Source organism: Streptomyces sp. NPDC000345, from assembly GCF_042898825.1.
Lineage (GTDB): Bacteria > Actinomycetota > Actinomycetes > Streptomycetales > Streptomycetaceae > Streptomyces.
Genome location: NZ_JBIAZE010000005.1, coordinates 185,740 through 206,500, shown reverse-complemented (window position 1 = coordinate 206,500; position 20,761 = coordinate 185,740). Strand labels below are relative to the sequence as shown.

General features: G+C 70.7%; 22 protein-coding genes. 10 read left to right on the top strand and 12 right to left on the bottom strand.

The features are described from left to right. Nucleotides 1–14: 14 nt before the first annotated feature. Nucleotides 15–509, top strand: coding sequence for a DUF3145 domain-containing protein (locus tag ACFY30_RS14070; RefSeq protein WP_390655544.1), 495 nt, complete (start codon nt 15–17; stop codon nt 507–509). Between the two features lie 74 nt (nt 510–583). Here the strand turns inward: ACFY30_RS14070 and ACFY30_RS14065 are convergent, their stop codons facing one another. From ACFY30_RS14065 to ACFY30_RS14045, 5 genes are all read right to left on the bottom strand, one after another. Then, complete coding sequence (locus ACFY30_RS14065; RefSeq protein WP_390845444.1) at nt 584–1,855, bottom strand: beta-ketoacyl-[acyl-carrier-protein] synthase family protein; 1,272 nt, start codon at nt 1,853–1,855, stop codon at nt 584–586. A 79-nt stretch (nt 1,856–1,934) separates the two neighbouring features. Next, entirely contained in the window at nt 1,935–2,183 is a 249-nt protein-coding gene (locus ACFY30_RS14060) for an acyl carrier protein (protein ID WP_004001566.1), read from the bottom strand. A gap of 81 nt (nt 2,184–2,264) precedes the next feature. Beyond that, the gene (locus tag ACFY30_RS14055; RefSeq protein WP_390845443.1) at nt 2,265–3,266 is read right to left on the bottom strand and encodes a ketoacyl-ACP synthase III; all 1,002 of its coding nucleotides are present in this window, start codon (nt 3,264–3,266) and stop codon (nt 2,265–2,267) included. 12 nt (nt 3,267–3,278) lie between these two features. Next, entirely contained in the window at nt 3,279–4,241 is a 963-nt protein-coding gene (locus tag ACFY30_RS14050; RefSeq protein WP_390845442.1) for an ACP S-malonyltransferase, read from the bottom strand. 89 nt (nt 4,242–4,330) lie between these two features. Then, nucleotides 4,331–5,536: a PucR family transcriptional regulator gene (locus ACFY30_RS14045; RefSeq protein ID WP_390845441.1), complete on the bottom strand. Its 1,206-nt coding sequence runs from the start codon at nt 5,534–5,536 to the stop codon at nt 4,331–4,333. Nucleotides 5,537–5,632: 96 nt separating this feature from the next. Here ACFY30_RS14045 and ACFY30_RS14040 point away from each other — a divergent pair, with 96 nt between their 5' ends. Next, nucleotides 5,633–6,364, top strand: a complete 732-nt coding sequence (locus tag ACFY30_RS14040) for a pirin family protein (protein WP_390845742.1) — start codon at nt 5,633–5,635, stop codon at nt 6,362–6,364. Here ACFY30_RS14040 and ACFY30_RS14035 read toward each other — a convergent pair. Together ACFY30_RS14035 and ACFY30_RS14030 are read right to left on the bottom strand one after the other, a co-directional pair. Then, the gene (locus tag ACFY30_RS14035) at nt 6,333–7,151 is read right to left on the bottom strand and encodes a serine hydrolase domain-containing protein (RefSeq protein WP_390845440.1); all 819 of its coding nucleotides are present in this window, start codon (nt 7,149–7,151) and stop codon (nt 6,333–6,335) included. The two genes, ACFY30_RS14040 and ACFY30_RS14035, sit on opposite strands and share 32 nt — an antisense overlap. 19 nt (nt 7,152–7,170) lie before the next feature. Continuing rightward, entirely contained in the window at nt 7,171–7,638 is a 468-nt protein-coding gene (locus tag ACFY30_RS14030) for a GNAT family N-acetyltransferase (RefSeq protein ID WP_390845439.1), read from the bottom strand. Nucleotides 7,639–7,735: 97 nt separating this feature from the next. Here ACFY30_RS14030 and ACFY30_RS14025 point away from each other — a divergent pair, with 97 nt between their 5' ends. Further along, nucleotides 7,736–8,230 (top strand): MerR family transcriptional regulator, encoded by a 495-nt coding sequence (locus ACFY30_RS14025; protein WP_390845438.1) that lies wholly within the window; start codon nt 7,736–7,738, stop codon nt 8,228–8,230. Next, nucleotides 8,227–9,243 carry an aldo/keto reductase gene (locus ACFY30_RS14020; RefSeq protein WP_390845437.1) on the top strand — a complete coding sequence of 339 codons (1,017 nt, stop codon included), beginning with the start codon at nt 8,227–8,229 and terminating at the stop codon, nt 9,241–9,243. Before ACFY30_RS14025 ends, ACFY30_RS14020 begins: the two co-directional genes overlap by 4 nt. Here ACFY30_RS14020 and ACFY30_RS14015 read toward each other — a convergent pair whose 3' ends face one another. From ACFY30_RS14015 to ACFY30_RS14005, 3 genes are all read right to left on the bottom strand, one after another. Then, the gene (locus tag ACFY30_RS14015; protein ID WP_390845741.1) at nt 9,244–10,101 is read right to left on the bottom strand and encodes a DUF4429 domain-containing protein; all 858 of its coding nucleotides are present in this window, start codon (nt 10,099–10,101) and stop codon (nt 9,244–9,246) included. 57 nt (nt 10,102–10,158) lie between these two features. Beyond that, the gene (locus ACFY30_RS14010) at nt 10,159–11,376 is read right to left on the bottom strand and encodes an alpha/beta hydrolase (RefSeq protein ID WP_390845436.1); all 1,218 of its coding nucleotides are present in this window, start codon (nt 11,374–11,376) and stop codon (nt 10,159–10,161) included. Between the two features lie 92 nt (nt 11,377–11,468). After that, complete coding sequence (locus ACFY30_RS14005; RefSeq protein WP_390845435.1) at nt 11,469–12,095, bottom strand: TetR family transcriptional regulator; 627 nt, start codon at nt 12,093–12,095, stop codon at nt 11,469–11,471. A 65-nt stretch (nt 12,096–12,160) separates the two neighbouring features. Here ACFY30_RS14005 and ACFY30_RS14000 point away from each other — a divergent pair, with 65 nt between their 5' ends. After that, nucleotides 12,161–13,780, top strand: a complete 1,620-nt coding sequence (locus tag ACFY30_RS14000) for an MFS transporter (protein ID WP_390845434.1) — start codon at nt 12,161–12,163, stop codon at nt 13,778–13,780. Nucleotides 13,781–14,035: 255 nt separating this feature from the next. Then, on the top strand, nt 14,036–14,341 hold the full coding sequence (locus tag ACFY30_RS13995; protein WP_390845433.1) for a small hydrophobic protein: 306 nt from the start codon (nt 14,036–14,038) through the stop codon (nt 14,339–14,341). On the opposite strand, the gene ACFY30_RS13990 is transcribed toward ACFY30_RS13995, so the two are convergent. Next, nucleotides 14,295–15,083, bottom strand: a complete 789-nt coding sequence (locus ACFY30_RS13990; protein ID WP_390845432.1) for a potassium channel family protein — start codon at nt 15,081–15,083, stop codon at nt 14,295–14,297. The two genes, ACFY30_RS13995 and ACFY30_RS13990, sit on opposite strands and share 47 nt — an antisense overlap. 85 nt (nt 15,084–15,168) lie before the next feature. Continuing rightward, nucleotides 15,169–17,916 (bottom strand): pyruvate dehydrogenase (acetyl-transferring), homodimeric type, encoded by a 2,748-nt coding sequence (gene aceE, locus ACFY30_RS13985; RefSeq protein ID WP_390845431.1) that lies wholly within the window; start codon nt 17,914–17,916, stop codon nt 15,169–15,171. A gap of 383 nt (nt 17,917–18,299) precedes the next feature. Between aceE and ACFY30_RS13980 the strand changes: the two genes are divergently transcribed. The 4 genes from ACFY30_RS13980 to ACFY30_RS13965 all read left to right on the top strand — a co-directional run bounded on the left by ACFY30_RS13980 (nt 18,300) and on the right by ACFY30_RS13965 (nt 20,749). After that, nucleotides 18,300–18,737 (top strand): DUF3052 domain-containing protein, encoded by a 438-nt coding sequence (locus ACFY30_RS13980; RefSeq protein ID WP_390655559.1) that lies wholly within the window; start codon nt 18,300–18,302, stop codon nt 18,735–18,737. A gap of 110 nt (nt 18,738–18,847) precedes the next feature. Beyond that, nucleotides 18,848–19,306: a peroxiredoxin gene (locus tag ACFY30_RS13975; RefSeq protein WP_390655560.1), complete on the top strand. Its 459-nt coding sequence runs from the start codon at nt 18,848–18,850 to the stop codon at nt 19,304–19,306. Nucleotides 19,307–19,454: 148 nt separating this feature from the next. Then, the gene (locus tag ACFY30_RS13970) at nt 19,455–20,030 is read left to right on the top strand and encodes a calcium homeostasis/redox stress adaptation protein (RefSeq protein ID WP_390845430.1); all 576 of its coding nucleotides are present in this window, start codon (nt 19,455–19,457) and stop codon (nt 20,028–20,030) included. 143 nt (nt 20,031–20,173) lie between these two features. Beyond that, the gene (locus ACFY30_RS13965) at nt 20,174–20,749 is read left to right on the top strand and encodes a TerD family protein (protein ID WP_390845429.1); all 576 of its coding nucleotides are present in this window, start codon (nt 20,174–20,176) and stop codon (nt 20,747–20,749) included. The last annotated feature ends 12 nt before the right edge of the window (nt 20,750–20,761 follow it).

Below are 20,761 nucleotides of genomic sequence, written 5' to 3'. Positions count from 1 at the left end.
GCCCGGAGGTCCCGGTGACGACACGTGGAGTTCTGTACGTGCACTCCGCGCCGCGCGCGCTGTGCCCGCACGTCGAGTGGGCCGTCGCCGGGGTGCTCGGCACGCGCGTCAACCTCGACTGGATCCGGCAGCCCGCCGCGCCCGGCACCTGGCGCTCGGAGTTCTCCTGGAAGGGCGAGGCCGGCACCGCCTCCAAGTTGGCCTCGGCCCTGCGCGGCTGGCACCTGCTCCGCTTCGAGGTGACCGCCGAACCCTGCGCCACCGCCGAGGGCGAGCGCTACAGCTGCACCCCCGACCTCGGCATCTTCCACGCCGTCACCGGCATCCACGGCGACATCCTCATCCCCGAGGACCGTCTGCGCGCCGCCCTGACCCGCTCGCAGCGCGAGGAGACCGACCTGGAGGCGGAGATCGCCAAGCTCCTCGGCAAGCCCTGGGACGACGAACTGGAGCCCTTCCGGTACGCCGGCGAGGGAGCCCCGGTGCGCTGGCTGCACCAGGTGGTCTGAGCCGGCCGGCCACGGAAACGGCGATGGCCCGGACCCTCACCGAGGGTCCGGGCCATCGCCGTTCACGGCGGACGTCAGATCGTGCGGAACGCCAGCACCACGTTGTGGCCGCCGAAGCCGAACGAGTCGTTCAGCGCCGCGATACGACCCTCCACGGGCAGCTTGCGGGCCTCGCCGCGGACGATGTCCGCGCTCGTCTCGGCCTCGGGGTCGAGGTTCTCGACGTTGATGGTCGGCGGCGCCACCCGGTGGTACAGCGCGAGGATCGTGGCGACGGACTCGACGCCGCCCGCGCCGCCCAGCAGGTGACCGGTCATCGACTTGGTCGCCGAGACCGCCATGTGGTCGGCGTCGTCGCCGAAGACCTTGCGCAGCGCCTTCAGTTCGGCGATGTCACCGGCCGGCGTGGAGGTGGCGTGCGCGTTGACGTGCACGATCTCCGCCGGGTCCAGGTCGGTGCGGTCCAGCAGGTTCTGCAGGGCGTGCGAGATGCCGCGGCCCTCCGGCTCCGGCTGCACGATGTCGTGGGCGTCGGCGGAGATGCCCTGCCCGACGGCCTCGGCGTAGACGCGGGCCCCGCGCCCGGCCGCGTGCTCGGCGGACTCCAGGACGATCACACCGGCGCCCTCGCCCATGACGAAGCCGTCGCGGGCGACGTCGTAGGGACGCGAGGCACCCTGCGGGTCCTCGTTGTTCTTGGACATCGCCATCATGTTGCCGAACGCGGCGATGGGCAGCGGGTGGATCGCCGCCTCCGTACCGCCGGCGACGACGACGTCGGCGCGGCCCGTACGGATCATCTCGATGGCGTAGCCGATGGCCTCGGCGCCCGACGCGCAGGCGGAGACCGGGGTGTGCACGCCCGCGCGGGCGCCGACGAGCAGACCCACGTTGGCGGAGGGGCTGTTCGGCATCAGCATGGGCACGGTGTGCGGGGAGACACGGCGGACGCCCTTCTCCTTCAGCACGTCGTACTGGTCGAGGAGGGTGGTGACACCGCCGATGCCGGAGGCGATGACGGCGCCGAGACGGTCGGGGTCGACGGAGGCGTCCTCACCGGCCTTGGCCTCGAAGCCGGCGTCCTTCCAGGCTTCCTGGGCCGCGATCAGCGCGAACTGCGCCGAGCGGTCCAGCTTGCGGGCCTGCGGCCGCGGAATGACCTCGGTGGGCTCCACGGCCACCGGGGCCGCGATACGGACGGCCTGCTCGGCCGCCCACTCCTGCTCCAGGACCTTGACGCCGGACTTGCCGGCGACGAGACCCTCCCAGGTAGAGGCTGCGTCGCCACCCAGCGGTGTGGTTGCGCCGATACCGGTGACGACCACGGTGCGATTGGTCGGGCTCACGGATTCTTTCTCCAACGGATCGGGATTCAGCGGCGCCACCGCCGGGTGGCGGGGCAGTTCAGCCCAGAGGATCGGTCGATCAGCCCTGGTGCTTGAGGATGTAGTCGGTCGCGTCGCCGACCGTCTTGAGGTTCTTGACGTCCTCGTCCGGGATCTTGACGTCGAAGCGCTCTTCGGCGGCGACGACGACCTCGACCATGGACAGCGAGTCGACGTCCAGGTCGTCGGTGAAGGACTTGTCCAGCTGGACGTCCTCAACCGGGATGCCGGCGATCTCGTTCACGATGTCGGCGAGACCGGCGACGATCTCTTCCTGAGTGGCGGCCATGGTGGCGCTCCTTCGTTGTGTTCCAGAGGGTGTGGCGGTGGTGCTTTCCCGCGCCGGACCGCATGATCCGGCACGGAGTGCCTAGGGGAGGGTAACGACAGTGGCGGCGTAGACGAGACCCGCCCCGAAACCGATGACGAGCGCGGTGTCGCCGCTCTTCGCCTCGCCGGTCGCCAGGAGCCGCTCCATCGCGAGCGGGATCGAGGCGGCCGAGGTGTTGCCGGTGGTGCGTACGTCACGGGCGACCTTGACGGACTCCGGCAGTCTGAGGGTCTTCACCATCGAGTCGATGATCCGCTCGTTGGCCTGGTGCGGGATGAAGACGTCCAGTTCGTCGGCGGTGATCCCGGCGGCGTCCAGCGCCTCCTTGGCGACCTTCGCCATCTCGAACACCGCCCAGCGGAAGACCGCCTGGCCCTCCTGCGTGATCGCGGGAAAGCGCTCGACCTCGCCGTCGCGGTAGTCCGTCCACGGCACGGTCTGCTTGATGGTCTCCGACTTGTCGCCCTCGGAGCCCCACACCGTCGGCCCGATCGCCGGCTCGGTGGAGGGACCGACGACGACCGCGCCGGCACCGTCGCCGAACAGGAAGGCCGTGGCGCGGTCCTCCAGGTCGGTCAGGTCGCTCAGCCGCTCCACGCCGATGACGAGCACGTGCTCGGCGCTGCCCTCGACGATCATGCCCTTGGCGAGCGTGAGGCCGTAGCCGAAGCCCGCGCAGCCCGCCGAGATGTCGAACGCGGCGGCCTTGTCCGTGCCGAGCTTGTCGGCGATCTCGGTGGCCACGGCCGGCGTCTGCTTGAAGTGCGAGACGGTCGAGACGACCACGGCGCCGATCTGCTCGGCGGTGATCCCGGCGTCGGCGATCGCCTTGCCGGCCGCCTCGACCGACATGGCGGCGACGGTCTCCTCGTCGTTCGCCCAGTGCCGGGTCTCGATGCCGGAGCGGGAGCGGATCCACTCGTCCGAGGAGTCGATCGTCTCCAGGATGACCTCGTTGGGGACCACCCGGGTGGGCCGGTAGCCGCCGACGCCGAGGATGCGCGCGTACGGGTGGCCCTTGCTGGGCTTGATCTTCGCCATCAGGGCTCCTTGTCAGGCACCCGCCGCGTCAGCGGCAGATGTCGACGCCTCGGCGATGAGCTCGCGGGCGGCGTCGAGGTCGTCGGGGGTCTTCAGCGCGAGCGTCCTCACACCGGGCAGGGCGCGCTTGGCCAGGCCGGTCAGGGTGCCGCCGGGGCACACCTCGATGAGGGCGGTCACGCCGAGTTCCTTGAAGGTCTCCATGCACAGGTCCCAGCGGACGGGGTTGGCGACCTGGCCGACCAGCCGCTCGAGCACCTCGGCGCCGGTGGCGACGGTCCGCCCGTCCTTGTTGGAGACGTAGGCGATCTTCGGGTCGGCCGGGGCCAGGTCCGCGGCGGCCTTGGCGAGGGTCTCGACGGCCGGGGCCATGTGGTGCGTGTGGAAGGCGCCGGCGACCTTCAGCGGGACGACCTTGCGGACGCCCTCGGGCTTGTCCTCGTTCAGCGCGGCGAGCTGCTCCAGCGTGCCCGCGGCGACGATCTGGCCCGCGCCGTTGATGTTCGCCGGGGTCAGGCCCAGCTTCTCCAGGTGCGCGACGGACACCTCGGGGTCGCCGCCGAGCAGCGCCGACATCCCGGTCTCGGTGATCGCTGCGGCGTCGGCCATGGCCAGGCCCCGCTTGCGTACGAGGGTCAGGGCGGCGGTGTCGTCGAGGACGCCCGCGAAGGCGGCGGCGGTGATCTCGCCGACGCTGTGGCCGGCGACGGCGCCGGGCGTGACCGCCGCGCCGCCGGCCCCTGGGTAGGCACCCAGTGCCGCGGCGGAGACGAGCCCGGCGGCCACGAGCAGCGGCTGGGCGATCGCGGTGTCACGGATCTCGTCCGCGTCGGCGTTCGTGCCGTAGTGCACCAGGTCGAGGTCGATGGCCGCCGACAGGGCACGCAGGCGGTCCTCGACACCGGGGAGGTCGAGCCAGGGGGTCAGGAAGCCGGGCGTCTGGGCGCCCTGGCCGGGAGCGACGAGTACGAGCACTCTCACACTCTCTCTTGTGGACGGCCCAAGCCGCCCGTGGGGACAGGGACGAAGAACGGCAGGGGGTTTTGTGGGCCCCCGACAAAAGCCTAGGCCTGGAGATCTCCATCGACGAGGCGCCCCAGGATGAGCGCGATCCGCAGGGTGAATGCGGAGCGTACATCCGACGGCGACCAACCGGTGACGTCAGTCACACGTCGAAGCCGGTAGCGCACGGTGTTGGGATGCACGAACAGCATCCGGGCCGCGCCCTCCAGACTGCTCGCCTGTTCGAGATAGACGGAGAGCGTCTCCAGGAGTGCGGAGCCGGCCTCCTCCAGCGGTCTGTAGATCTCCTCCACCAACTGCTCGCGCGCGCTGGGATCACCGGCGATCGCGCGTTCCGGAAGCAGATCGTCCGCCAGGACCGGGCGGGGTGCGTCCTGCCAGGCGGAACACGCTTTGAGCCCGGCCGCGGCGGCCTGCGCGGACCGGGTCGCGGCCAGCAGGTCGGGCACCACGGGCCCGGCGACGACCGGACCCGCGGCGAACGGACCGATCAGCGACCTGGCGACGGCGAGCGGATTGTCGCTGCCGCCCGCGATGACGACGAGCCGGGACCCGAGCACCCCGGTCAGCACCTGAAGCTTGGCGTGCCGGGAGGCCCGCCGGATGGCCTCGACGGTCAGCTCGGAGTCCCCGTCCGGGGCGGTCCCCAGCACGACACACACATGTTCCGGCGCGTTCCAGCCGAGCGCGGCGGCCCGGCTGACGGCCCCCTCGTCGGCCTCCCCGCTCAGCACCGCGTTCACGACGAGCGACTCCAGCCGGGCGTCCCAGGCACCGCGTGCCTCGGCCGCCTGGGCGTACACCTGGGCGGTGGCGAAGGCGATCTCCCGGGCGTACACGAGCAGCGCCTCCCGCAGCACGCCCTCGTCACCGGGGGCCGCGACCTCGTCGATCGCGGACTCCATGACCTCGATGGTGGTGCGCACCATCTCGACGGTCTGCCGCAGCGTGATCGCCCGGGTCAGCTCGCGCGGCGCGGTCCCGAAGACGTCGGTGGAGATGGCCTGCGGGGCGTCCGGGTGCCGGAACCACTCGGTGAAGGCGGCGATGCCCGCCTGGGCGACCAGCCCGATCCAGGAACGGTTCTCCGGCGGCATCGCCCGGTACCACGGCAGCGTCTCGTCCATGCGGGCGATGGCCTGGGCGGCGAGACTCCCGGAGGACTTCACCAGCCGCTTCAGGGTCGCGGGATGCGGGTGGGGGGCGTGCGCTGCGGCGTCGGGGTGGGTGGCTTCGGGTTCGGGCACGTGGACAAGACTGCCTTATCCGGACGGCGGCGTGTGCCGCCGGGTCGCAGGTGAGGGGTTCGCACGGCCGGCGGCAGGTCTACCGTGGGGGGCGTGATGGACGTACGCCGCGCCGACGAGCGCTACCCCGGCGGGGACCCGGCGGCCGGCATCGAGACCCGGCACGCCTTCTCCTTCGGACCCCACTACGACCCGGACAACCTGCGCTTCGGCGCGCTGATCGCCTGCAACGAGGAACGCCTCGCCCCCGGTGCCGGCTTCGACGAGCACCCCCACAGCCACACGGAGATCGTGACCTGGGTGGTCGAGGGCGAGCTCACCCACCGCGACTCCACCGGCCACGAGACGACGGTCCGCCCCGGGGACGTCCAGCGTCTCAGCTCGGCCGCGGGCGTGCGCCACGTCGAACGCAACGACGGCCCGGGCCCCCTCACCTTCGTCCAGATGTGGCTGGCGCCCCTGGACCCCGGCGGCGACGCGTCCTACGAGATCGTGCACGGCATCGCCGACTCCACCCCGTACGCCGTCCCGGAGGCGGCCGCACTGCTGCACGTACGGCGACTGGCGGCGGGGGAGCGGACGGCGGTGCCGGACGCGGCGTACGTGTACGTGCACGTCGTACGCGGCGAGGTCCGGCTCGACGGCGCCGGACTGGGACCGGGTGACGCGGCACGCCTGACGGACACCGAGGACCTGGAGGCGGTCGGGGTGAGCGCGGCCGAGCTGCTGGTGTGGGAGATGGGCAGGCTCCGGAACGGCTCCCGGCCACCGGAGCAGGCCCCGGGAGGGCTCCCGGCTACCGGAGTTCGCCGAGCACCGCGTCCGTGAAGGGCGGCCACGCCTCGACGGCCCACGGCCCGAACGCCCGGTCCGTGAGCGCGACGGCGGCCAGTCCCGCGTCCGGGTCGATCCACAGGAACGTACCGGACTGCCCGAAGTGGCCGAAGGTGCGCGGGGAGGACGAAGCGCCGGTCCAGTGGGGGGACTTGCCGTCGCGGATCTCGAACCCGAGACCCCAGTCGTTCGGGTTCTGGTGGCCGTAGCCCGGCAGGACGCCCTTGGTGCCCGGGTACTGGACGGTCATCGCCTCCGCCACCGTGCGCGGGTCCAGCAGCCGCGGCGCCTGCACCTCCGCCGCGAACCGCAGCAGGTCCTCGACCGTCGACACCCCGTCCTTCGCCGGGGAGCCCTCCAGCGAGGTGGCGGTCATGCCCAGCGGCTCCAGCACGGCCTGCCGCAGATACTCCGCGAACGGGATGTCCGTCGCCTTGGCGATGTGGTCCCCGAGCTGCTCGAACCCGGCGTTGGAGTACAGCCGCCGATCCCCCGGGGGAGCCGTCACCCGGTGCTCGTCGAAGGCCAGCCCCGAGGTGTGCGCGAGGAGGTGGCGGACGGTCGCCCCGGCCGGTCCGGCCGGCTCGTCCAGCTCCACCGCCCCCTCCTCGTACGCGACGAGCGCGGCGTACGCGGCGAGCGGCTTGGTGACCGAGGCCAGCGGGAAGCGCCGGCCGGCGGGCCCGTGGGTGCCCAGGACCGTGCCGTCGGCCCGTACGACACCCGCCGCGGCGGAGGGAACCGGCCAGTTCTCGATCAGCGCGAGGCTCTTCAGCGACATGCCGACGAGCCTATGTCCCTCACAGAAGCAGCTCCAGCAAGGGGTCGGGCTTGGGCTTGAAGCCCAGGTAGACGTACAGCGGCTCGGCCTCGGCGGACGCGGTGAGCTGCACCTGCCGGACACCCCGCGCCCGGAACCACTCCAGCAGCGCGTCCATGCAGGCGCGCGCGTACCCGCGGCGGCGGGCGCCGGGGTCCGTGGCGACGCTGAAGACGAAACCGACGGTGCCGAGGGGATTGCCGGCCCGTCCGATCCGGTACTCGACGGTCCCGACCACGAGCGCGGCCAGCGCGCCCGGCCGCTCCGGGTGGTCCACCACGAACGCGCCGATGTCCCCGTCCGGTTCGGCCAGCCTGGCCCGCAGGACCGGCAGGGAGGCGTCGTGCCAGTCGGTGGACCCGTCGGCCGCCAGGGAGTCGAGCATCACCTGGCGCAGCCGCAGCACCTCGGCGGCGTCCTCGGGCAGGGCACGGCGTACGAGACTCATGCCCGGCACGCTAACCAGTGGGATCAAGCCGTGTCCCGTGCTTTTCTTACCGATTCCGCTTGCTTGGAGTGCGCTCCAAGGTCATAGCGTGGGGTCCATGACGGTGTTGCAGACCACGCCCGTGACCACCGAGCAAACCCCCAGCCCCGCAGACGTCTGCTCCGCGCCACCACCGCGGCATCCCCGCCCCGACGGGCAGGACAGCTACACGATCAGCGAGGTCGTCGCGTTCACCGGCCTGACGGCCCACACACTGCGCTGGTACGAGCGGATCGGGCTGATGTCCCACATCGACCGCTCGCACACCGGCCAGCGCCGCTACAGCAACCGCGACCTGGACTGGCTCGACCTCGTCGGCAAGCTGCGGCTGACCGGCATGCCGGTCGCCGACATGGTGCGGTACGCCGAGCTGGTGCGCGAGGGCGACAGCACGTACGGCGAGCGCTGCGCGCTGCTGGAGGCGACCCGCCGGGACGTCCGGGCCAGGATCGCCGAACTCCAGGACACGCTCGCCGTGCTCGACCGCAAGATCATGTTCTATGCGGACGCCTCGCGCGTCCAGGCGTACGAGAGCGAGAGGACCCCCCGATGACCGACAGCAGGATCCCGGCCGCGCGACTCGGTGACGGCGGCCCCGAGGTCGGCGTCCAGGGCCTCGGCTGCATGGGCATGAGCTTCGCGTACGGCCCCTCGGACGAGAAGGAGTCCCGGGCCACCCTGGAGCGCGCCCTGGAGCTCGGCATCACCCTGTACGACACGGCGGACGCGTACGGCGCCGGCGAGAACGAGCGGTTCCTCTCCCCGTTCTTCAAGGCCCACCGCGACGAGGTCGTCATCGCCACCAAGTTCGCCCTGTCGATCCCGGAGGAAGACCCGACCCGGCGGATCATCCGCAACGACGCGCCGTACATCCGTGAGGCCGTCGAGGCGAGCCTGCGGCGGCTGGACGTCGATGCCGTCGACCTCTACTACATGCACCGGCGCGACCCGGACGTGCCGATCGAGGAGACCGTCGGCGTGATGGCCGAGCTGGTGCGCGCGGGCAAGGTCAAGCACCTGGGCCTGAGCGAGGTGACGGCCGCCGAACTGCGGGCCGCGCAGGCCGTGCACCCCATCGCCGCCGTGCAGTCGGAATGGTCGCTGTTCAGCCGCGACATCGAGGCGCAGGTCGTCCCGGCCGCCCGCGAACTGGGCGTGACCCTCGTCCCGTACTCCCCGCTCGGCCGCGGCTTCCTCGCCGGCTCCTTCACCGACGCCGCCCAGGACCTCACCGCGGACGACTTCCGCCGTACGCAGCCGCGCTTCACCGGCGAGAACGCGGCGGCCAACGCGGCGCTCCTGGAGCCCGTGCGCAGCGTGGCCGAGGCCCACGACGCCTCGCCCGGTCAGATCGCCCTCGCCTGGGTCCACCAGCGGTCCGAGGTCCACGGCCTGCCGGTGATCCCGATCCCGGGCACGCGCAAGCCGGGCAGGGTGGAGGAGAACGCGAGGGCGACCGCGCTGCGGCTGACGGACGAGGAACTGGCCCTGCTGGAACCGACAGCGGCGAAGGTGGCGGGCGACCGCTACGCGGACATGACGTTCACCTCCGCCGGACGCGAGTAGTCACAGCTCCGCCAGCAGCTCCGCCTTCTTCACGGAGAACTCCTCGTCGGTGACCAGCCCGGCCTCGTGCAGTTCCCCGAGGTGGCGGATCCGTTCGGCGATGTCCGCGGGATCGCGGCGGGGCGCGGACGCGGGGACGGCGGCCCCCGTCCCCCGCGCCCGCACCGAGGCCAGTACGGCGGCGGCGAACGGCAGCGACTCGTGCACCGGCCCGTAGCCCAGCCCGAACACCACGGTCCCCGGGTCCTGGTCGGCCTGCGCGGGGGCGTCGTCCCCGCGCAACAGCCGGAGGTGTCCTTCGAACACCTCCGGCGACCGCCACTCCACGCCGCTCAGTTCGGAGACGGCGAAACTCTGGTCGCCGGCTTTCCACTTCGCCGACGAGGCACCCGTCCAGAACCACCGGAAGCGCACGGTCCGGCCGTCGAAGGACGCCTTCCCGTCGTACGCCTTGAAGGACAGCGGAGCCTCGGGAGCCGGCACGAGGAACCGTTCCGCCGGACCGGAGCCGGAGCCGGCCAGCCGGGACCGCAGCTCCTCGGCGTAGTACTCGGCGAGCACCTCCCGCTCGGCCGGCAGCACCAGCCGGTACGGGTCGCACCCTTCCTTCAGCTGTCCCGCCGCCGCCTCCATCAGCGGATCGGCCCCCGGCCGCGGCTCGGCGCGCAGGACGACCGTCCCGCGTCTGCCGGGCGTGAGGGTCACCCCGGACAGAGCGGTCAGCGGAATTCTCCGTTCACCCAGCGCCGACAGCAGCTTGGGTGTGCGCATCCCCCGTTCGTAGCGGATGAGGACGGAGTCGGACTCGAACTCCCAGGCGGCATGAAATCCGGCCAGTACGTCACCCATGCGGCTCATCGTATGCGGGACACGCATCTTCGTCCCCTCCTCACGCGCACCGCAATTCCTGCGTCTCTACGCGCGTCCGGCCGTGGTCGTGTCGGACAAACCCTCCCGGCAGGCGCCGGCATCGTCGGCGCACTCCACCGAACGGTACGCGCCAGTGCCGATGCCGGCGAGGTTGCGCAGGCTGTCGGTGCCCGGCACGAAGTAGCCGCCGTGGCCCTCCGCGTCGCGGGAGGACAGCACCCGCGCCCCGAACGCCCGGGCCATCGGATCCTCGCCATGCCCCAGCCCGCCGACCTCCAGGTGCGGTACGTCCTGCACCCAGTCGTCGGCGTCCCGCATCGCCCACACCTGGGCGTCGGTGCCCAGCTCGGCCGCCTTCTCCACCCGCATGCCGGGGCTGCCGGCCACCGCTATGTCGGTCACCCGCTCCGGCATCGTGTGCGCGGCGACACCGCACAGCACGGAGCCGTAGCTGTGGCAGAACATCGAGACCGGCGCGCCGCCGGGCAGGGTGCGCAGCAGGGCGTTGAGACGTACGGCGCCGTTCTCGGCGCGCATCGCGGTCGCCGAGTCGATGCCGAGGCCGTCGGGGGAGGTGTAGTCGGCCCAGGCGATCACGGCCGTGCGGGTCGAGGGGCTCGCCTCGCGCTCCGCCGCGTACAGCGCCTGTGCCATGCCGACGGGCGCCGAGTACTTGCGCCGGGTGCGCTGGAAGGTGAGCAGGTCGGTGTCGACGCCGGGGACGACGACGGAGATCCGCTCGGCCTCGTCCAGGTCGCCGAAGACCTCGGCGGCCCGGCCCGAGCCCTCCGGGTCGAAGGCGAGGATCTGCCGGCCGGTGACGCTCATCGCCTCGTAGCGCTGCATGCGCCGCCCCGCCTCCTGCTGCCCGGCGGGGGAGAGCCTGTTGTCGCGCACCCGTTTGCGCTCGATCCGCGCCTGCTGGCGCAGCGCGATCCGGTTGGCGCGGTAGCGCAGCTCGACCGGGGCGCCGTTCATGTTGCCCACGGCGAGCGCGTAGTCGTGCACGAGCTCGGTACGCTGGGCGGCGCTCAGCGAGGCGAAGAAGCGGGCGAGCCGGCCGGGCGCCGTGTCGGGCTCCGGGAGCTCGCGGCCGCCGATCCGGCCGTGCTCCCAGGCGGTGCGCGAGGCCTTGAGGGCGGTGGTCCCCTGGTGGTGGCGTACCGCGGTCCAGCCGGTGGTCGCCAGCATCACGAACACCACGGCCAGGGCGAGCAGGGCGCGCCAGGCGCTCAGTTGCGGGGAGGTGTCGAAGGAAGTCACTGGGAGGACACACTAGGAGAACGGGAGGGTCTCAGGTTAATAAAGTGACTGGGATCACGTTTCAATCGGCGTGTCGGTGGTCATAAAGGCCTTCAGGCCTCGCGCCAGCTCCCCAGCAGAGCGGGCCCCACCTGATCGAGGTACTGGGCCGTCAGCGCGTGGATGCCCTCCAGGCTGAACTCCTCCCGCGTCACCCACTGCCGTTCGGTCACCCGCATCACCCCGCTGAACACCGCCACCGCGAGCCGCGGGCGCGGATCGGCGTCGACGTCCAGGCCCTCCCGCTGCGCGATCACCCGCGCCAGGACCTCCTCGGCCTCCGCCGACCGCCGCAGATGCGCGGCGAGCAGCACCGGCGTCGACTCGATCACCCGGTACATCCGCAGATACAGCTCCACGGGGACGACGCTCTCGACGACCTCGTTGATCGAGTACCAGCCGTCCAGCACGGCCTGCCGCAGCGCCTCCATCGGGGGCTCGTGGGGCGGGCGCTCCCGCACGGCCCGCACGAACCGGTCCACCGTCAGCTCCACCAGGCCCAGCGCCGCCTCGTCCTTGCCGGCGAAGTAGCGGAAGAACGTGCGCTGCGAGACGTCGACGGCCTCGGCGATCGCGTCGACGGTGGTGTGCTCGTAGCCCCGCGAGAGAAACAGCTCCACGGCGGCCCGCAGCAGCGCCTCCCGGGTGCGCTGCTTCTTGCGTTCGCGCAGTGTTTCCATAGGTGTCAGTTACTGACTTGTGAACTCGTTTGTCAATTGTCAGTGGCTGTCCTTAGCCTCGACGCATGACTAGTCAGACCACCATCGACACGACGGGATCGGGGGACAGGGCACCAGCGGTCCCGTCGGACCAGCCGCCGGCCCAGGGGCTGCGCGGCCACCCGTGGTTCACGCTCATCACCGTCGCCGTCGGGGTCATGATGGTGGCCCTCGACGGCACCATCGTGGCCATCGCCAACCCGGCCATCCAGAAGGACCTGGGCGCCACCTTCGCCCAGGTCCAGTGGATCACCAACGGCTACTTCCTCGCCCTCGCGGTCTCCCTGATCACCGCGGGCAAGCTCGGCGACCGCTTCGGCCACCGCCAGACCTTCCTGATAGGCGTCGTCGGCTTCGCCGCCGCCTCCGGCGCGATCGGCCTGTCCGACAGCATCGCGCTGGTCGTCACCTTCCGCGTCTTCCAGGGCCTGTTCGGCGCGCTGCTCATGCCGGCCGCGCTCGGCCTGCTGCGGGCGACGTTCCCGGCCGAGAAGCTCAACATGGCCATCGGCATCTGGGGCATGGTCATCGGCGCCTCCACCGCGGGCGGCCCGATCCTCGGCGGTGTCCTCGTCGAGCACGTCAACTGGCAGTCGGTGTTCTTCATCAACGTGCCGGTCGGCGTCCTCGCCCTGGTCCTCGGCACGCTGATCCTGCTCGACCACCGTGCGCGGAACGCGCCCCGCTCCTTCGACCTGCTGGGCATCGCGTTCCTGTCGGCCGCGATGTTCTGCCTGGTCTGGGCCCTGATCAAGGCCCCGACCTGGGGCTGGGGCGACGCGAAGACCTGGGCGTTCGTCGTCGTCTCCGCCGTGCTCTTCGGCGCGTTCGCCTTCTGGGAGACGCGGGTCAAGGAGCCGCTGATCCCGCTGGCGCTGTTCCGCTCGGTCCCGCTGTCGGCGGGCGTGGTCCTGATGGTCCTGATGGCCATCGCCTTCATGGGCGGCCTGTTCTTCGTGACGTTCTATCTGCAGAACGTGCACGGGATGACCCCGATCGACGCCGGTCTGCACCTCCTCCCGCTCACCGGCATGATGATCGTCGGCTCCCCGCTGGCCGGTGCGATGATCACCAAGCTGGGCCCGCGGGTGCCGCTGGCCGGCGGCATGGCGGCCACCGCGATCGCCATGTACGGCATGTCCACGCTGGAGACGGACACCGGCAGCGCCGTGATGTCGCTCTGGTTCGCCCTGCTGGGCCTGGGCCTCGCCCCGGTCATGGTCGGCGCGACCGAGGTCATCGTCGGCAACGCGCCCATGGAGCTGTCCGGCGTGGCCGGCGGTCTCCAGCAGGCGGCCATGCAGATCGGCGGCAGTCTCGGTACGGCCGTGCTGGGTGCCGTGATGGCCTCGAAGGTCGACGGCGACCTGCCGTCCAACTGGACCGCGGCCGGCCTTCCGGAGCTCACCCCCGCCCAGCTGGACCAGGCCTCCGAGGCGGTCCAGGTCGGCGTGCCCCCGGTCGCGCCCCAGACCCCGCCGGAGATCGCCGCGAAGATCACGGACGTCGCCCACGACACCTTCATCTCCGGCATGAGCCTGGCGTCCCTGGTGGCGGCCGGAGTGGCGGTCGTCGCGGTGTTCGTCGCCCTGCTCACCAAGCGCGGCGAGAACGCGGAGGCGGGCGCGGGGGCCGGCCACATCTGACGCCCTCGAAGGCCCGCCGGACCTGACGGGAATTCAAGAGAATTCCCCTATCAGGGTGACAACGCTAAAGGTCCCTCGCCTCCGGTACGCGCCGCAGGTCACAGTTAGTCAAGCCCTCCGCAGGGGAGGGCGGCCAGGGCTGCGGCGCGCTGCCGGAGGGGGACAGCGCGCCGACTGCCCGGCGAACGCGGGGCATGGACCGCGTGTCGTGGGTACCCGGTCATCGAAACATCCCCGGAAACCAGGGAGTTGACGATGGCCGGCTTCGGACACGGCACGCGCAGGTACCCCCGCTCACGTGGCCGGATGGGGTCACGGACCGGGCCGGATCGCGCGACGCTCGGCATCGTCGGCCTGGTCTGCGCGGTCGCCGGATTCTTCACCCTGGGCGTCGTCCTGGGCCCCGCGGCGATCGCCTGCGGCTGGCTGGCCATGGGCCGCACCTGGTCGGGCCCCCGCCCGGTCCCGGCCCTGGTCGCCGTCGCCCTGGGCGCGATCGACACCCTGCTGGCGATCATCTGGCTGGCGGGGGCGGCGTCACCGGGGAACGGGTTGCTGTGAGGGGCTCCGCCCCGTGCGACCTGTGCTTCAACGCCTCGACCTCCGCCCGCAGCGCCCGTACCTCCGCGGTCAGGGCGAGGATCGCCTCCGTCTGGGCCCGCTCCTCGACGTCGTCCTTGTCGAAGCGCTCGATGAACCAGGCGGCGATGTTGGCGGTCACCACACCGAGCAGCGCGATGCCGGAGAGCATCAGACCGACCGCGATCATCCGGCCCAGTCCGGTGGTCGGGGCGTGATCGCCGTAGCCGACGGTCGTCATCGTGGTGAACGACCACCACAGCGCGTCACCCAGCGTGCGGATGTTCCCGTCCGGTGACTCCCGCTCCACGGACAGCACCGCCAGCGACCCGAACATCAGCAGCCCGACGACCGCCCCGGCGACATACGTCGTCACCTGGATCTGCGTGGCCATCCGCGCCCGCCGTCCCACCAGCAGCAGGGTGGACACCAGCCGCAGCAGTCTGAGCTGCTGCACCAGCGGCAGCACCACCGCGCACAGGTCCAGCCAGTGGGTACGCACGAACCGCCGCCGGTCGGCCGTCAGCGCCAGCCGCACCAGGTAGTCCACGGCGAACGCCCCCCACACCACCCACTCGACCACGGTGCACGCCTCCGTCAGCGCGTGACCGGCCGAGGTGTCCACGATCGGGACGGCATAGGCCACCGCGAACACCACGGCGAGGGCCAGCAACGGCCGTTGGCTCCACTGTTCCCACCGGTCCTGCGCCGTTCGTTCGTGCATGCTCGCATCGTAAAGAACGAGTAAGGGCGGTGGAGCCAGAAGCCCCACCGCCCTCCTCGGACGTCATGCGCCGCCGGCCGGGCGACTACGCGTCGCCGCCCGCGGCCCCGGGGTCCGCCGCCGACGCGTCCAGCAGCTGGTACCGGTCGATCGCCTGCTTCAGCACCGACCGGTCGACCTTGCCCTCCTTCGCCAACTCGGTCAGCACGCCCACGACCACCGACTGCGCGTCGATGTGGAAGAAGCGGCGGGCCGCCCCGCGGGTGTCGGCGAAGCCGAAGCCGTCCGCGCCCAGCGACTGGTACGTCCCCGGCACCCAGCGCGCGATCTGGTCCGGCACCGACCGCATCCAGTCCGACACCGCCACGAACGGACCCTCGGCCCCGGTCAGCTTCCGCGTCACGTACGGCACCCGCTGCTCCTCCTCCGGGTGCAGCAGGTTGTGCCGCTCGACCTCGACGGCCTCGCGCCGCAGCTCGTTCCAGGAGGTCGCCGACCAGACGTCGGCCCTGACGTTCCACTCCTCGGCGAGGATCTTCTGCGCCTCGACCGCCCACGGGACCGCCACACCGGACGCGATGATCTGCGCCGGGATCTGGCCCGAGGTGCCCTCGCTGAAGCGGTAGACGCCCTTCAGGATGCCCTCGACGTCCACGTTCTCCGGCTCGGCCGGGTGCTGGATCGGCTCGTTGTAGACGGTGAGGTAGTAGAAGACGTCCTCGCCGTGCGGGTGCTCGGGGGAGCTGCCGTACATCCGCCGCAGCCCGTCCTGCACGATGTGCGCGATCTCGAACCCGAAGGCCGGGTCGTACGCCACACAGCCCGGGTTCGTCGACGCGAGCAGCTGCGAGTGGCCGTCCGCGTGCTGCAGGCCCTCGCCGGTCAGGGTGGTGCGGCCGGCGGTCGCGCCCAGCACGAAGCCGCGCGCCAGCTGGTCCGCCATCTGCCAGAACTGGTCGCCGGTGCGCTGGAAACCGAACATCGAGTAGAAGACGTAGACCGGGATGAGCGGCTCGCCGTGCGTGGCGTACGCCGAGCCCGCCGCGATCAGCGAGGCCGTGCAGCCCGCCTCCGAGATGCCGTCGTGCAGCATCTGGCCGGTCGGCGACTCCTTGTAGGCGAGGAGCAGGTCCCGGTCCACCGCCTCGTACTGCTGGCCCAGCGGGTTGTAGATCTTCGCACTCGGGAAGAACGAGTCCATGCCGAACGTGCGGTACTCGTCCGGTGCGATCAGTACGAAGCGCTTGCCGAGCTCCTTGTCCCGCATGAGGTCCTTGAGCAGCCGCACGAACGCCATGGTCGTGGCGATGGACTGCTGGCCGGTGCCCTTCTTCACGGTCGCGTACGTCTTGTCGTCCGGCAGCGCGAGCGGCTGGGAGCGCACGACACGGGTCGGGACGTAACCGCCGAGCGACTTGCGGCGGTCGTGCATGTACTGGATCTCCTCCGAGTCCCGCCCGGGGTGGTAGTACGGCGGCACGCCGGACTCCAGCTCCTTGTCGGAGATCGGCAGGTGGAGGCGGTCGCGGAAGCCCTTGAGGTCGGCGACCGTCAGCTTCTTCATCTGGTGCGTGGCGTTGCGGCCCTCGAAGTTCGGGCCGAGCGTCCAGCCCTTGATCGTCTTGGCGAGGATGACCGTCGGCTGGCCGGTGTGCTCCACGGCCGCCTTGAACGCCGCGTAGATCTTCTTGTGGTCGTGGCCGCCGCGCCCCAGGTGCAGGATCTGGTCGTCGGTCATGCCCTGGACCATCGCGCGCAGCCGGTGGTCGTCACCGAAGAAGTGGTCACGGATGTACGCGCCCGACTCGGTGGCGTACGTCTGGAACTGGCCGTCCGGCGTCGTGTTCATCTTGTTGACGAGGATGCCGTCCCGGTCCTGCGCGAGCAGCGGGTCCCAGGTGCGGTCCCAGATCAGCTTGATCACGTTCCAGCCGGCACCCCGGAAGACCGACTCCAGCTCCTGGATGACCTTGCCGTTGCCGCGCACCGGGCCGTCGAGCCGCTGCAGGTTGCAGTTGACCACGAAGGTCAGGTTGTCCAGGCCCTCACGGGCGGCGATGGTCAGCTGGCCGAGCGACTCCGGCTCGTCCATCTCGCCGTCCCCGAGGAACGCCCACACATGCGACTTCGAGGTGTCGGCGATCCCGCGCGCGTGCATGTAGCGGTTCATCCGCGCCTGGTAGATCGCGCCGATCGGGCCGAGGCCCATCGACACGGTCGGGAACTCCCAGAAGTCCGGCATCAGCCGCGGGTGCGGGTACGAGGACAGCCCGTGAGGCGCCTTCGACTTCTCCTGGCGGAACGCGTCCAGGTTCTGCTCGCTCAGCCGGTCGAGCAGGAACGCGCGCGCGTAGATGCCCGGGGAGGCGTGGCCCTGGAAGAAGACCTGGTCGCCGCCGTCGCCCTCGTCCTTGCCGCGGAAGAAGTGGTTGAAGCCGACGTCGTAGAGGGACGCCGAGGACGCGAAGGTGGCGATGTGACCGCCGACGCCGATCCCGGGCCGCTGGGCTCTCGACACCATCACGGCCGCGTTCCAGCGGGTGGCGTTGAGGATCCGGCGCTCGATCTCCTCGTTGCCCGGGAAGAACGGCTCGGCCCTGGTGGGGATGGTGTTGACGTAGTCCGTGCTGCGCATCTCGGGCACGGCCACGCGCTTCTCGCGGGCCCGCTCGATCAGGCGCAGCATGAGGTAGCGGGCCCGCTCCCGGCCGCGCTCGTCGATCGCGGCGTCGAGGGAGTCGAGCCACTCCTGGGTTTCCTCGGGATCGAAGTCAGGAACCTGACTAGGAAGGCCGCCAATGATGATCGGGTTGCGATCGGATCCGGAAGCCACGCTGTTCCTTACTCTCGCTGTTCGCTGTTCGCCGGCAACTGCACCGCCCCCATCGTGTACCTCGGCGGCGTAAACGTCATCTCTACCCCGAGGTAACCAGCACCCGTTCGAATCTCGTACCCTTGGATGGTTCTCAAATACGCAAACAGGGCAGATAGGTGTGGTGTACGTCACCATCCGTCCCGATCGCGTGCCTGGAGTTGCGTCGACACGGCCAGGATCGTCACCGTTTCGGCGGTCTGAACCGCCGGGTACTTGCGCGATCGGTCCCGCCCGTGTGGACTACGGCCAATGCTTCGCGCACGCGCGTGGCTGAGTTTCCCCCAGGCCCCTGGACAGGGCCCGGGGGCACCCCCATCCAAGAAATGATCAGGAGGCAACCCGTGAGCGCGACCGCGGACCACGCGGAGGAGCGGACGAGCCCTGCCGTCAGGCTGGGTTTCCAGCCCGAGCAGGTGGTCCAGGAGATCGGCTACGACGACGACGTCGATCAGGAGCTCCGCGAGGCCATCGAGGAAGTCATCGGCAGCGACCTGGTGGACGAGGACTACGACGACGTGGCCGACGCCGTGGTGCTGTGGTTCCGCGACGAGGACGGCGACCTGACGGATGCGCTGGTGGACGCCACCACGTACATCGAAGAAGGCGGCTCGATCCTCCTCCTCACGCCGAAGACCGGACGTGACGGCTACGTGGAGCCGAGCGACATCTCCGAAGCCGCGACGACGGCGGGTCTCTCCGCCTCCAAGAGCGTCAGCGTGGGCAAGGACTGGAGCGGCAGCCGGCTGGTGACGCCCAAGGCCGCGAAGTCGAAGAAGTGATGTGAGGCCGGACGGGCCGAGCTCTGTGCTCGGCCCGTCCGTCGGCTCCCGGGGACCGCTGCGTAGGGTGTTCTCACCCAGACAGCCCCACCCGAAGGGACATCCCCGCGATGGCGATCCAGGTCGGCGACAAGGCCCCCGACTTCGAGCTCAAGGACAACCACGGTGCCACCGTGAAGCTCTCCGACTTCCGGGGAAGCAAGAACGTCGTCCTGCTCTTCTACCCCTTCGCCTTCACCGGCGTGTGCACCGGCGAGCTGTGCGAGGTGCGCGACAACCTGCCGCAGTTCGCCGACCGCGACACCCAGGTGCTCGCCGTCTCCAACGACTCCATCCACACCCTGCGCGTCTTCGCCGAGCAGGAGGGCCTGGAGTACCCGCTGCTCAGCGACTTCTGGCCGCATGGCGAGGTCTCCCGCGCCTACGGCGTCTTCGCCGAGGACAAGGGCTGCGCGGTGCGCGGCACCTTCGTCATCGACAAGGAGGGCGTGGTCCGCTGGACCGTCGTCAACGCGCTGCCGGACGCCCGCGACCTCGGCGAGTACGTCAAGGCGCTCGACACCCTCTGAGCCCCCGCGGCCCCCGCTGTCACCGACACCTGTGATTCATCGGCTCCAGGGCCTGCGTGGGTCGGGAACCCGTCACTAGGATCGACTCGTTGATCCGATATCCAACGCACGACGGGGCTTCCCGCCCCGGGACACCAATGGAGGAGTCGTGGGAGTCAGCCTCAGCAAGGGCGGCAACGTATCGCTGAGCAAGGAGGCCCCGGGCCTCACCGCGGTCATCGTCGGTCTGGGGTGGGACATCCGCACCACGACCGGCACCGACTTCGACCTCGACGCGAGCGCGCTGCTGCTGAACAACTCCGGCAAGGTCGGCAGCGACGCGAACTTCGTGTTCTTCAACAACCTCAAGAGCCCCGACGGCTCCGTGGAGCACACCGGCGACAACCTCACCGGTGAGGGCGAGGGCGACGACGAGCAGATCAAGGTCAACCTGGCCGGCGTCCCGGCCGACATCGAGAAGATCGTCTTCCCGGTGTCGATCTACGACGCCGAGAACCGCCAGCAGTCCTTCGGCCAGGTCCGCAACGCGTTCATCCGCGTGGTGAACCAGGCCGGCGGCACCGAGATCGCCCGTTACGACCTCAGTGAGGACGCCTCGACCGAGACCGCGATGGTCTTCGGCGAGCTCTACCGGCACGGCGCGGAGTGGAAGTTCCGCGCCATCGGCCAGGGCTACGCCTCCGGCCTGCGCGGCATCGCCCAGGACTTCGGCGTCAACGTCTGAGTTCCGGGGCGCCCGAAGGTTTCACCTTCCCCCGCCCGGCTTCGCTCGAGCGGGGGGACCCCCACCCGGCGCCGCACCGTTTAGGGGCGGCGCCGGACGTGCAGGACAACCGAAGAAGCACCACCCAGGGGAGGACCAGCAATATGGGCGTCACACTCGCCAAGGGAGGCAATGTCTCCCTGTCCAAGGCCGCGCCGAACCTCACACAGGTGATGGTCGGGCTCGGCTGGGACGCGCGCTCCACCACCGGAGCCCCCTTCGACCTCGACGCCAGCGCGCTGCTGTGCACCAGCGGGCGGGTGATGGGGGACGAGTGGTTCGTCTTCTACAACCAGCTCAAGAGCCCCGACGGCTCCGTGGAGCACACCGGCGACAACCTCACCGGTGAGGGCGAGGGCGACGACGAGTCGCTCCTGGTGGACCTCTCCAAGGTGCCCGCCCACTGCGACAAGATCGTCTTCCCGGTCTCCATCCACATGGCCGACGAGCGGGGCCAGACCTTCGGTCAGGTGTCCAATGCCTTCATCCGGGTCGTCAACCAGGCCGACGGCCAGGAACTCGCCCGCTACGACCTGAGCGAGGACGCCTCCACGGAAACGGCGATGATCTTCGGCGAGCTCTACCGCTACCAGAGCGAGTGGAAGTTCAGGGCGGTCGGCCAGGGGTACGCGTCCGGCCTCAGGGGCATCGCACTGGACTTCGGGGTGAACGTCTCCTAGCGGGCCCCGGGT